The following is a 13,256-nucleotide window of genomic DNA, read 5'->3' on the forward strand; positions in this document are numbered from 1 at the left end:
TTTCAGCACGCAGCATGGGCCGGCAGCATCCGATAAACGCGCATATATCGCCGCCAATAAGCTGTCGCGATGCGCAAACCGCTTGTCCATTTTTATTGAACTTTTTATTAGTCCATTCTCACAATGAAATTCGATCAGCATCGCCAATTACATAATCTTAATGTTCAATTTATGGATAATCCGTCTTTACCCAATTGATCCATCTTTTATCAAATGGCCGTCCTGAAAAGCGAATGCCAAAGCACTTCCGTCTCTTTGCGTGCGCGCCGAAAGGTTTTAACAGCGCACATAAAAAAACGGCACCAGGGATTTCTCCCTGATGCCGTTCCTGTCAGCTAGCAGCGTGCTTGATTACGCTTCGTCGCCGTGGTGTTGCTGGATTTCGATGGCGCGCAAAGCTTCGGTGGTTTCACCGGCCAGTGTGGGTTTATCGGCGGCAGCAGTGCTTGCCGCTCTTCCACCTCCCACGCTTCCTTCTCTTTGCGTGTGCGCCGAAAGGTTTTAACCGCGCACATAAAAAAACGGCACCAGGGATTTCTCCCTGATGCCGTTCTTGTCAGCTAGCAGCGCAGATTACGCTTCGTCGCCGTGGTGTTGCTGGATTTCGATATCCTGGAGCGCTTCGGCAGCTTCGCCAGCCAGCGAGGCTTTCTCTGCCAGCAGCAGTGCTTGACGCTCTTCCACTTCCCACGCTTCTTTCTCTTTGCGTGCGCGGTGGAAGGCCAGGCCCGTACCGCCAGGAATCAGACGACCGACGATGACGTTCTCTTTCAGGCCGCGCAGACCATCGCGCTTGCCCATGATCGCCGCTTCGGTCAGCACGCGGGTGGTTTCCTGGAACGATGCGGCCGAGATGAACGAATCGGTCGACAGCGATGCCTTGGTAATACCCAGCAAGACGTTCTCGTAGGTCGCAGGAATCTTGTTCTCCGACGTCACGCGATCGTTCTCGTCCAGCAGTTCCGAACGCTCTACCTGCTCGCCAACGATGTAGTTGGTGTCGCCGGCATTGACGATCTGAACACGGCGCAGCATCTGACGCACGATCACTTCGATGTGCTTGTCATTGATCTTCACGCCTTGCAGACGGTACACGTCCTGCACTTCGTCAACGATGTAGCGTGCCAGCGCTTCGATACCCAGCAGGCGCAGGATGTCTTGCGGATCGGCCGGGCCGTCCACGATCATCTCGCCCTTGTTCACGACTTGGCCGTCATGCACCAGCACTTGTTTGTCCTTGGTAATCAGGAACTCATGCTTGTTGCCGTCCATGTCCGTGATTTCCAGACGCTGCTTGCCCTTGGTTTCTTTACCGAACGCAACCGTACCCGTGACTTCCGCCAGCATACCGGCATCTTTCGGCGAGCGCGCTTCGAACAGTTCCGCAACGCGTGGCAGACCACCGGTAATATCGCGCGTTTTTTGCGATTCGGTCGGGATACGTGCCAGCACTTCACCCACCGATACCTGTTGACCGTCCTTGACCATGATCAGCGCGCCGACCTGGAAGCCGATCGCCACCGAGTGTTCGGTGCCGGCGATCTTGACTTCTTCGTTCGCGTCGTTGATCAGCTTGACTTGCGGACGCAGGGTCTTGGTCAGCGAACCGCGACGTTTCGCATCGATCGCCACCAGGGTGGACAGACCGGTCACTTCGTCGACCTGACGGGCTACGGTGACGCCTTCTTCGACGTTCTCGAAACGCACTTGACCGGCGTATTCGGTAATGATCGGACGGGTCAGCGGATCCCACGTTGCCAGGGCCGTACCGGCCTTGATGACCATGCCGTCCTTGACGATCAGGGTCGCACCGTACGGTACTTTATGACGCTCACGCTCACGGCCATGGTCGTCGGTAATCAGCACTTCGCCGGAACGGGAAATGACGATTTGCGCGCCCTTGCCGTTCGTCACGTAACGCATGGTTGCCGTGAAGCGGATGGTACCGTTCGACTTGGCTTCCACCGACGATGCCACTGCCGCACGCGATGCCGCACCACCAATGTGGAAGGTACGCATGGTCAGCTGGGTACCCGGCTCACCAATCGACTGCGCTGCCACCACACCGACGGCTTCGCCGGCGTTGACCAGCATGCCGCGGCCCAGGTCGCGGCCATAGCACTTGGCGCACAGGCCGAAGCGCGTGTCGCAAGTCAGTGGCGTACGGACCTTGACTTCATCGATGGACAGACGCTCGATCTCTTCGACCATGTCTTCGTCCATCAGGGTACCGGCGTCATACAGGGTTTCCTGGGTTTCAGGATTGACGACGTCATGCACCACCACGCGGCCGAGGATACGGTCACGCAACGGTTCGATGACTTCACCACCTTCAACCAGGGCCTTCATGACGGTACCGTTCATGGTGCCGCAATCGTCCTCGATCACCACCAGATCTTGCGTCACGTCCACCAGACGACGCGTCAGGTAACCGGAGTTCGCCGTTTTCAGCGCCGTATCGGCCAGACCTTTACGTGCACCGTGGGTCGAAATGAAGTACTGCAAAACGTTCAGACCTTCGCGGAAGTTCGCGGTAATCGGCGTTTCGATAATCGAGCCATCCGGTTTGGCCATCAGACCACGCATACCGGCCAACTGGCGAATCTGGGCTGCGGAACCGCGCGCGCCGGAGTCGGCCATCATGTAAATGGCGTTGAACGATTCTTGCGTCGACTTGGTGCCATCGCGGCGGATCACGTCTTCGACTTTCAGCTGGTCCATCATGGCCTTGCCGACTTCATCGGAGGTCTTGCCCCAGATATCGACGACCTTGTTGTAACGTTCGCCGGCGGTCACCAGACCCGAAGCGTATTGCTGTTCGATCTGCTTGACTTCCGATTCGGCCGTCGCGATCAGGGTGACTTTTTGAGGCGGTACCAGCATGTCGTCGACGCAGATCGAGATACCGGCGCGTGTCGCCAGGCGGAAACCCGATTGCATCAGTTTGTCTGCGAACACCACGGTGGCGCGCAGGCCGCACTTGCGGAACGACGTGTTGATCAGCTTGGAAATTTCTTTCTTTTTCAGCGCGCGGTTCAGGACGGAGAACGGCAGGCCTTTCGGCAGAATTTCCGACAGGATCGCACGGCCGATCGTCGTTTCGTAACGCGTTACCGTCTTCTCGAATTCGCCCGTTTCGGCGTTTTTCGGGTACTCGGTAATACGCACGGTAACGCGGGTCGTCAGTTCGACTTCCTTGTTGTCGTAGGCGCGGATCACTTCCGATACGTCAGGGAACATCATCCCTTCGTTCTTCGCATTGATCGCTTCGCGGGTCGCGTAATACAGACCCAGCACGATATCCTGCGAAGGCACGATCGACGGTTCGCCGTTCGATGGGAACAGGATGTTGTTCGATGCCAGCATCAGGGTGCGTGCTTCCATCTGCGCTTCGATCGACAGAGGAACGTGGACCGCCATTTGGTCACCGTCAAAGTCGGCGTTGAATGCGGCGCAAACGAGCGGATGCAGCTGGATGGCCTTGCCTTCAATCAGCACTGGCTCGAACGCCTGGATACCCAGACGGTGCAAGGTAGGTGCGCGGTTCAACATGATCGGATGTTCACGGATCACGTCTTCCAGGATGTCCCACACGACCGGCTCTTGAATCTCGACCAGCTTTTTAGCGGCCTTGATCGTCGTTGCCAGGCCCATCAGTTCCAGTTTATTGAAAATGAATGGCTTGAACAGTTCCAGCGCCATCAGTTTCGGCAAGCCGCACTGATGCAGTTTCAATTGCGGGCCCACGACGATGACCGAACGACCGGAGTAATCGACGCGTTTGCCCAGCAAGTTTTGACGGAAACGGCCGCCTTTACCTTTGATCATCTCTGCCAAGGACTTCAGCGGACGCTTGTTGGCGCCGGTCATCGCTTTGCCGCGACGGCCGTTGTCCAGCAGCGAATCGACCGCTTCTTGCAGCATGCGCTTTTCGTTGCGCGTGATGATCTCTGGAGCGCGCAGCTCCATCAGGCGTTTCAGACGGTTGTTACGGTTGATGACGCGGCGATACAGATCGTTCAGATCCGAGGTCGCGAAACGGCCGCCATCCAGCGGTACCAGCGGACGCAGTTCCGGCGGCAGCACTGGCAGCACTTCCATGATCATCCAGTCAGGCTTGATGCCCGAACGTTGGAACGCCTCCAGCACTTTCAGGCGCTTGGCGTACTTCTTGATCTTGGCTTCGGATTTCGATTCCTTCAGTTCCACGCGCAGGGTTTCGGCATCGCGGTGGATGTCGATCGAGCGCAGCAGTTCACGGATACCTTCGGCGCCCATGAAGGCGGTGAAGTCGTCGCCGTACTCTTCGTACTTGGCGGCGTAGTCGTCTTCCGACATGATCTGGCACTTCTTCAGCGGTGTCATGCCTGGATCGGTCACGACGTATGCTTCAAAGTACAGCACGCGTTCGATGTCCCGCAGGGTCATGTCCAGGACCATGCCCAGACGCGACGGCAGCGATTTCAGGAACCAGATGTGCGCGGTAGGCGAAGCCAGCTCGATGTGGCCCATGCGCTCGCGGCGCACTTTGGCCAGCGTCACTTCGACGCCGCACTTTTCGCAGATCACGCCGCGGTGTTTCAGGCGCTTGTACTTGCCGCACAGGCATTCGTAGTCCTTGATCGGGCCAAAGATCTTGGCGCAGAACAGGCCATCGCGTTCAGGCTTGAAGGTACGGTAGTTGATGGTTTCCGGCTTTTTGACTTCGCCGTAGGACCACGAACGGATTTTCTCAGGCGAAGCGAGACCGATCTTGATTGCATCGAAGGTCTCGTTGGTCTGTACTTGCTTGAATAGATCGAGCAGTGCTTTCATGTATCACTCCAGAGGTGATTAAATTTCTATATTCCTGAGACTACATTGCCCGGCATGGTTTCCCAGCCGGGCTTTGTACTACTCACACCAAATGACAGATGGCTGTCTTTTAGTTGCGTTCGAGGTCGATATCGATACCCAGCGAACGGATTTCCTTGACCAGCACGTTGAACGATTCCGGCATGCCGGCGTCGATCACGTGGTCGCCCTTGACGAGGTTCTCGTACACTTTGGTACGGCCGTTCACGTCATCGGACTTGACGGTCAACATCTCTTGCAAGACATACGACGCGCCATACGCTTCCAGTGCCCAGACTTCCATCTCACCGAAACGCTGGCCGCCGAACTGGGCTTTACCGCCCAGTGGCTGCTGCGTTACCAGCGAGTAAGGACCGGTCGAACGCGCATGCATCTTGTCATCGACCAAGTGATGCAGTTTCAGCATGTGCATGACGCCGACAGTGACCTTGCGCTCGAAGGCTTCACCAGTGCGACCGTCATACATGGTCACCTGGTTCTTCGAAGCGGTCATGCCCAGGTTCTTGGCGATGTCGTCCGGATACGCCAGGTCCAGCATGCGGCGAATCTCTTCTTCATTGGCACCGTCGAACACTGGCGTAGCGAATGGAACACCTTTTTTCAGGTTTTCCGCCAGCTTCATGATCTCTTCGTCGTCGAAGTTATCCAGCTCTTCGGCACGGCCGTTGTCGTTGTAGATCGTCGTCAGGTACTTGCGCACTTGCTCGACCTTGGTTTGCGCCTTCAGCATTTCGCCGATGCGGATACCCAGACCCTTGGCAGCCCAGCCCAAGTGAGTCTCGAGAATCTGACCAACGTTCATCCGCGAAGGAACGCCCAGCGGGTTCAGCACGACGTCGGCTGGCGTGCCGTCGGCCATGTATGGCATGTCTTCCACAGGAACAATACGGGAAACCACACCCTTGTTACCGTGGCGACCTGCCATCTTGTCGCCCGACTGCAGGCGGCGTTTCACGGCCAGGTACACCTTGACCATTTTTTGCACGCCTGGTTGCAGCTCGTCGCCTTGCGTCAGTTTCTTGCGCTTCTCTTCGAAGGCCAGATCGAACTGGTGACGCTTCTCGTTGATCGATTCCTTGATCGCTTCCAGCGCTACCGCTGCATCGTCGTCCGCAGGGCGGATGTCGAACCAGTGGTATTTATCCAGATCGGCCAGGTATTCCTTGGTGATCTTGGCGCCTTTGGCCAGCTTTTTAGGGCCGCCGTTGACAACTTTGCCGATCAGCATTTTTTCCAGACGCTGGAAGGCATCGCCTTCGACGATACGCATCTGGTCGTTCAGATCCAGACGGAAGCGTTTCAGTTCGTCATCGATAATTTGCTGGGCACGCTTGTCGCGCACAATGCCTTCACGGGTGAAGACTTGCACGTCGATCACGGTACCGATCATGCCCGAAGGCACGCGCAGCGACGTGTCTTTCACGTCCGAAGCTTTTTCGCCGAAAATCGCGCGCAGCAGCTTCTCTTCCGGGGTCAGCTGGGTTTCGCCCTTCGGCGTCACTTTACCAACCAGGGTGTCGCCGGCTTGCACTTCGGCACCGATGTAGACGATACCGGATTCATCCAGACGAGCCAGCTGGTTTTCAGCCAGGTTCGAGATGTCGCGCGTAATTTCTTCCGCGCCCAGTTTCGTGTCACGAGCCACCACCGACAACTCTTCGATGTGAATCGAGGTGTAGCGGTCGTCCTTGACAACGTTTTCCGAGATCAGGATCGAATCTTCGAAGTTCAGACCATTCCATGGCATGAAGGCCACGGTCATGTTCTGGCCCAGCGCCAATTCACCCAGGTCGGTCGATGCGCCGTCGGCGATCACGTCGCGCTTGGCAACACGGTCGCCCACTTGCACGATAGGACGCTGGTTGATGTTGGTGTTCTGGTTCGAACGGGTGTACTTGATCAGGTTGTAGATGTCGACGCCCACTTCACCAGCTTGCGCTTCGTCATCGTTGACGCGAATCACGACACGGCCCGCATCGATGTAATCGACGATACCGCCACGCAAGGCTTGCACGGTGGTGCCCGAGTCGACCGCAACGGTGCGTTCGATACCGGTACCGACCAGCGCTTTTTCCGGACGCAAGCAAGGCACAGCCTGGCGTTGCATGTTGGCGCCCATCAATGCACGGTTCGCATCATCGTGTTCGAGGAACGGAATCAGCGAGGCAGCGACGGAAACGATCTGGCCCGGCGCCACGTCCATGTACTGGATGCGCTCTGGGGATACCAGGATGGTTTCGCCGGCTTCACGGGCCGAGACCAGTTCATCGGACAGCATGCCGGCGTCGTTGATGGTCGCATTCGCCTGAGCGATGATGTAGCGGCCTTCTTCGATGGCGGACAGGTAGTCGATCTGATCGGTAATCTTGGAACCTTCGACCTTGCGGTACGGGGTTTCCAGGAAGCCGTATTCATTCAGGCGGGCATACAGAGCCAGCGAGTTGATCAGACCAATGTTCGGACCTTCCGGTGTCTCGATCGGGCAGACGCGGCCGTAGTGGGTCGGATGCACGTCGCGCACTTCAAAGCCGGCGCGTTCGCGTGTCAGACCGCCGGGTCCCAGAGCCGATACGCGGCGCTTGTGGGTAATTTCCGACAGAGGATTGGTTTGGTCCATGAACTGCGACAGCTGGGACGAACCGAAGAACTCGCGAATCGCGGCCGAAATCGGCTTCGAGTTGATCAGGTCGTGCGGCATCAGGTTATCCGCTTCGGCTTGGCCGAGGCGTTCCTTGACGGCGCGCTCAACACGCACCAGGCCGGCGCGGAATTGATTCTCGGCCAGTTCGCCCACGCAACGTACGCGACGGTTACCCAGGTGATCGATATCGTCGACTTCGCCGCGGCCATTGCGCAGTTCCACCAGGATCTTGATCACGGCCAGCACGTCTTCGTTCGACAGGGTCATGGCGCCCGTCAGTTCATCGCGGCCAATGCGGCGGTTGAACTTCATGCGGCCCACGGCCGACAGGTCGTAGCGGTCCGAGTTGTAGAACAGGCCATTGAACAGCGCTTCAACGGAGTCTTCCGTTGGCGGCTCGCCTGGACGCATCATGCGGTAGATCGCCACTTTCGCAGCCATCTGATCGGCGGTGTCGTCGATACGCAGGGTTTGCGAGATGTAGGCGCCCTGATCCAGGTCGTTCGTGTACAAGGTCTGGATTTCGGAAATGTTGGCATCGCGCAGGCGGCCCAACAGATCTTCGGTCAGCTCATCGTTCGCGGAAGCGACGACTTCACCGGTGTCGCCATCGACGATATTCTTCGCCAATACGCGGCCCAGCAGGTAGTCTTCCGGTACGGAAATGTGCTTGATGCCGGCAGCTTCGATATCACGCACGTGCTTGGCGTTGATACGCTTGTCTTTCAGCACCAGGGTCTTGCCCGACTTGTCGACGATGTCGAAACGCGCCACTTCGCCGCGCAGACGCTCGGAGACGAATTCCATCTCCGCGCCTTCGGAGCGCAGGTTGAAATTGTCGAAGACGAAGAAGTTCGCCAGGATTTGCTCATGCGACATGCCGATGGCTTTGAGCAGGATCGTCACTGGCATCTTGCGGCGGCGGTCGACGCGGAAGAACAGGATGTCTTTCGGGTCGAACTCGAAGTCCAGCCACGAACCGCGGTAAGGAATGATACGCGCGGAGAACAGCAGTTTACCGGACGAGTGAGTCTTGCCGCGGTCGTGCTCGAAGAACACGCCAGGCGAACGGTGCAACTGGGAAACGATCACGCGCTCCGTGCCGTTGATCACGAACGAACCGGTGGTCGTCATGAGCGGCAATTCGCCCATGTAGACTTCCTGTTCCTTCATCTCTTTGACGACGGGCTTGGTTGGTGATTCCTTGTCCAGGATCACCAGGCGCACTTTCGCGCGCAGCGGCGACGCGAACGTCAGGCCACGTTGTTGACATTCTTTGACGTCAAAGGCAGGATCGCCCAGAACGTACGACAAGAATTCGAGACGCGCAAAACCATTGTGCGAAACGATAGGGAAAATCGAGGTGAAAGCCGACTGCAGGCCATCATTCTTGCGGCCGGACGGTGCTATGTCCTCTTGCAAGAAGCTATGATAAGACTCGAGCTGGGTCGCCAGCAGGAACGGAACGTGGTGAACGTTGGCGCGCTTCGCGAATGATTTGCGAATGCGTTTCTTCTCAGTAAATGAGTAGTGCATGGACACTCCGTGAGTGACAGAAAGGATAGAAAATTCAGGTTTTGCAAGTGTTCGTTTGCACCGCTGCGTGTGACACAGACGAAACCTCAAGGCTCTGCTTTCCGGCTTGAATCGAATAAAAACTGCTGCTACAACTACATGACAAATACGATGCAGACGACAAAGGAGCCAAAGTCGGATTTCCCCCCTTGCGAGGGGAAACCTCAGACTTTGACTCGGGCGCTAACTGACGCCAGTACAGATATTACTTCATCGAAGCGGTTGCGCCGGCTTCAACCAGTTTCTTAACTGCAGCTTCAGCGTCAGCTTTCGACACTGCTTCTTTCACAGTTTTTGGTGCGCCATCGACCAGGTCTTTAGCTTCTTTCAAGCCCAGGCCGGTGATTTCGCGAACTGCTTTAATGACGCCAACTTTGTTTGCGCCGAAGGTGTCCAGCACAACGTTGAACTCGGTTTGCTCTTCAGCAGCTGCTGCTGGGCCAGCTGCAGGACCGGCCGAAGCCATTGCTGCTGCGGACACGCCGAATTTTTCTTCGAATGCTTTAACCAGGTCGTTCAGGTCCATTACGGACATGGCGCTAACTGCTTCCAGGATATCGTCTTTGCTAATTGCCATTTTGAAACTCCTAAATTTATTACGTTATTTACATCAGATTGGTACTGAGAGAAAAAAGCGCGCGCAATTAAGCGGCTGCTGGGGCTTCTTCTGCTGCTGCTTCTGCAGGAGCTTCGGCGCCTTCGCCTTTTTTCGCTGCCAGGGCAGCCAGACCACGTGCAAAGCCCGAAACCGGAGCCAGCATAACGCCCAACAACTGCGAAATGAGGACTTCACGGCTAGGAATGCTCGCCAACGCGGTGACAGCAGCTGTATCCAGCGGCTTGCCTGCGTAGTTACCTGCTTTGATGACCAGTTTGTCGTTGGTTTTAGCGAAGTCAGCGATGACTTTAGCTGCTGCAACGGCATCGGCCGAGATCGAGTAGATCAACGGGCCGGTCATGGCATCTGCCAGGCTGGCGAATGCGGTACCTTCAACGGAGCGACGAGCCAGAGTGTTTTTCAACACACGCAGGTACACGCCTTGGGCACGCGCTTTAGCACGCAGTTGCGTCAAGTGACCAACCTGGATGCCACGATATTCGGCCACGACGATCGTTTGCGCAGTTGCTACTTGTGCGGAAACTTCGGCGACGACGGCCTTTTTGTCATTCAGATTGAGACTCACGGTCAACCTCCTTAAATGATGTTCGGCAATCACAACCGAGTGGTTGAGCGCCTTGCATCGGTTCGAACACGGCGTCCGAAGTCAAGAAGTACTAAACTGAGCGGATACATTCACGCAGCATGAGGACTACAAAACTTGTTCGGGTACACCATCTGCGTTGGGCACTGGCCGTTGCCGGCCAGCCTATTAACCTTCTGCATGTGCGATCGCAGTCGGCCCAACGGTCTTTGATTGTCTGCCTGCCTGGTGCGAACACCGGGCAAACAGCCCAAAGATGCGCCCGCAGCGCCCGAAGGCGCGCGGGACTTGATTCTTTACTTAAGCTGCCAGGCTAGCCTGGTCAACACGGACGCCAGCGCCCATGGTCGACGACAGCGAAACTTTGCGCAGGTACACGCCTTTGCTCGATGCTGGCTTGGCTTTGTTCAGCGCGTCGATCAGTGCGACCAGATTCGACTTCAGATCTGCGTCAGCGAACGATTTACGGCCGATGGTAGCGTGGATGATACCGGATTTGTCGGTACGGTACTGAACTTGACCGGCTTTCGCGTTTTTCACGGCGGTAGCGACGTCAGGAGTAACAGTGCCAACTTTCGGGTTAGGCATCATGCCGCGTGGGCCCAGGATCTGACCCAGGGTACCAACGATACGCATGGTATCTGGCGAAGCGATAACGATGTCGAAAGGCATGTCGCCGGCTTTGATCTGCTCAGCCAGGTCTTCCATACCAACGATGTCGGCGCCAGCAGCTTTAGCCGCTTCCGCTTTTTCGCCCGACGCGAACACTGCCACGCGTACGGTTTTGCCGGTACCAGCTGGCAGCACGACGGAGCCGCGCACCACTTGGTCGGATTTCTTAGGATCTACGCCCAGTTGTACCGATACGTCGATCGATTCATTGAACTTGGCCGTTGCGCACTCTTTGATCAGAGCGACAGCGTTGTCGAAAGCGTACACTTTGGTACGGTCGACTTTGGCTTTCAAAGCCTTGATACGTTTGGATAACTTAGCCATTATACAACACCTTCCACCGTGATACCAATCGAACGAGCGGAACCAGCGATGGTGCGTACAGCAGCATCCATGTCGGCAGCGGTCAGATCAGGGGTTTTCAATTTAGCGATTTCTTCAGCTTGTGCGCGAGTCAGCGTACCGACTTTGTCGGTATGTGGCTTCGGCGAACCTTTGGTGATCGCAGCAGCTTTTTTGATCAGGTAGGTTGCTGGAGGCGTCTTCATCACGAAAGTGAAGGACTTGTCAGCGAACGCGGTGATCACGACAGGAATTGGCATGCCTGGCTCCAGACCTTGGGTCTGTGCATTGAAGGCCTTGCAGAATTCCATGATGTTCAGACCACGTTGACCCAGAGCTGGACCGATTGGTGGGGATGGGTTTGCTTTACCAGCTGGCACTTGCAGCTTGATAAAACCAATGATTTTCTTTGCCATGATGGCTCCTATCTTGGATTGAGTAGTAGCGCCCCGCCGATCCTACCCTGGCGGGGCTCCTCTGGCCGGATTCTGCTGAGACTACCGCAACGCTCCTGGTGGCGCTTTCAAACCTGCTGCGCGGCGCGATTTGCAGCTTCCGATGCTCACTGTGCATTCGCACAGTTCCGCTTCTCAGCCACAACTCACATCCGCTCGCTACGGTTTTGTGAACCGTCTTTAAACTTTTTCGACCTGGCCGAATTCGAGCTCTACCGGGGTGGCGCGGCCGAAGATGGTGACCGAGACGCGCACTTTGGATTTCTCGTAGTTGACTTCTTCGACATTGCCGTTGAAATCGGTGAACGGACCATCCTTGATGCGCACTTGCTCGCCCACTTCGTACAAGGTCTTCGGACGGGGCTTTTCAACACCTTCCTGCATCTGGCGCATGATGGCATCGATTTCGCGCGCGGAGATCGGCGTCGGCTTGTTCGATTTGCCACCAATGAAACCGGTAACCTTGCTGGTATTCTTGACCAAGTGCCAGCTCTCGTCCGTCATTTCCATTTCCACCAGCACATAGCCAGGATAGAAACGACGTTCGGTGACGGACTTCACACCATTCTTGACTTCAACTACTTCTTCGATCGGCACGAGGATCTGGCCGAACTGGTCTTGCATGCCCGCGCGCTCGATGCGCTCGGTCAGTGCGCGCATGACGCTTTTTTCCATGCCGGAATAAGCATGCACGACATACCAGCGCTTGCTGCTCACTGGCACGCTCAGCGCTGCACCAGTATCCGCTGCCGGAGCGTCGCCCGGAACGGATTCGTCCGCCGCTTCATCATGCACATTTTCGCTCATTATTTTTTCCAACCAAGAATTACGTCATACAACAAAAACTCGAGCAATTTATCCGTACCCCACAGGAAAATCGCCATGACCAGCACAAAGGCAAACACGATCGCAGTGATCTGCGTGGCTTCTTTGCGGGTCGGCCAAACGACTTTCTTGGTTTCGCGCACAGCTTCTTTGGCGAAATTGAGAAATTCACGGCCGGTCGTCGAGACATACAAGAGCGCAACAGCAATAACCAAACCAGCCACAAGCGCGCTTGCACGCACCAGAGCTGGTTGGCCTGCCAGGTAATAAAACCCGACTACTCCTGCAATCGCAGCCACTATTGCCAGCGCGACTTTTATCTTGTCACTCGACGTGCTAACGGTTTGCACGGATTGATTTGACATTTTTCTACTTTCGGTGCCCTGCACCTTGACGGTGGCAGGGACGGAGGGCATCGAACCCCCAACCTTCGGTTTTGGAGACCGACGCTCTGCCAATTGAGCTACGTCCCTACGTAAAACTTTCGAGGAGTGCTATTCTACCACCCAGGACGCCCCGGGTGGAAGCATAACATTTCCTTATGCGATGATTTTTGCAACCACGCCGGCGCCAACGGTACGGCCGCCTTCGCGGATAGCGAAGCGCAGACCTTCTTCCATCGCGATCGGGTTGATCAGCTTGACGGTGATCGACACGTTATCGCCTGGCATGACCATTTCTTTGTCTGCT

Annotated in this window: 9 protein-coding genes and 1 tRNA gene; all 10 read right to left on the bottom strand. The window is 56.3% G+C overall.

What is annotated here, in order from left to right; genetic code table 11:
• Positions 1–573: 573 nt before the first annotated feature.
• Positions 574–4,815 (bottom strand): DNA-directed RNA polymerase subunit beta', encoded by a 4,242-nt coding sequence (gene rpoC / locus ACQ4WR_RS27490; protein ID WP_102292808.1) that lies wholly within the window; start codon positions 4,813–4,815, stop codon positions 574–576.
• A 109-nt stretch (positions 4,816–4,924) separates the two neighbouring features.
• Positions 4,925–9,031, bottom strand: coding sequence for a DNA-directed RNA polymerase subunit beta (rpoB, locus tag ACQ4WR_RS27495; RefSeq protein ID WP_102292809.1), 4,107 nt, complete (start codon positions 9,029–9,031; stop codon positions 4,925–4,927).
• A gap of 244 nt (positions 9,032–9,275) precedes the next feature.
• The gene (gene rplL, locus ACQ4WR_RS27500; protein WP_070223390.1) at positions 9,276–9,647 is read right to left on the bottom strand and encodes a 50S ribosomal protein L7/L12; all 372 of its coding nucleotides are present in this window, start codon (positions 9,645–9,647) and stop codon (positions 9,276–9,278) included.
• 67 nt (positions 9,648–9,714) lie between these two features.
• Positions 9,715–10,254, bottom strand: a complete 540-nt coding sequence (gene rplJ, locus ACQ4WR_RS27505; protein ID WP_436491211.1) for a 50S ribosomal protein L10 — start codon at positions 10,252–10,254, stop codon at positions 9,715–9,717.
• Between the two features lie 318 nt (positions 10,255–10,572).
• Positions 10,573–11,268: a 50S ribosomal protein L1 gene (gene rplA, locus ACQ4WR_RS27510; protein WP_034753134.1), complete on the bottom strand. Its 696-nt coding sequence runs from the start codon at positions 11,266–11,268 to the stop codon at positions 10,573–10,575.
• The gene (rplK, locus tag ACQ4WR_RS27515) at positions 11,268–11,702 is read right to left on the bottom strand and encodes a 50S ribosomal protein L11 (RefSeq protein WP_034753131.1); all 435 of its coding nucleotides are present in this window, start codon (positions 11,700–11,702) and stop codon (positions 11,268–11,270) included. The genes rplA and rplK overlap by 1 nt, the downstream gene beginning before the upstream one ends.
• Positions 11,703–11,921: 219 nt before the next feature.
• Positions 11,922–12,548 (bottom strand): transcription termination/antitermination protein NusG, encoded by a 627-nt coding sequence (nusG, locus tag ACQ4WR_RS27520; protein WP_092719293.1) that lies wholly within the window; start codon positions 12,546–12,548, stop codon positions 11,922–11,924.
• Positions 12,548–12,931 (bottom strand): preprotein translocase subunit SecE, encoded by a 384-nt coding sequence (secE, locus tag ACQ4WR_RS27525; RefSeq protein ID WP_010394308.1) that lies wholly within the window; start codon positions 12,929–12,931, stop codon positions 12,548–12,550. Before secE ends, nusG begins: the two co-directional genes overlap by 1 nt.
• A 32-nt stretch (positions 12,932–12,963) precedes the next feature.
• Positions 12,964–13,039: transfer RNA gene (locus ACQ4WR_RS27530), tRNA-Trp, on the bottom strand.
• 66 nt (positions 13,040–13,105) lie between these two features.
• On the bottom strand, positions 13,106–13,256 hold a 151-nt coding region (locus tag ACQ4WR_RS27535; RefSeq protein WP_495542685.1), incomplete at its 5' end, for an EF-Tu C-terminal domain-related protein.

Source organism: Janthinobacterium amylolyticum, from assembly GCF_051380655.1.
Classification (GTDB): domain Bacteria; phylum Pseudomonadota; class Gammaproteobacteria; order Burkholderiales; family Burkholderiaceae_D; genus Janthinobacterium.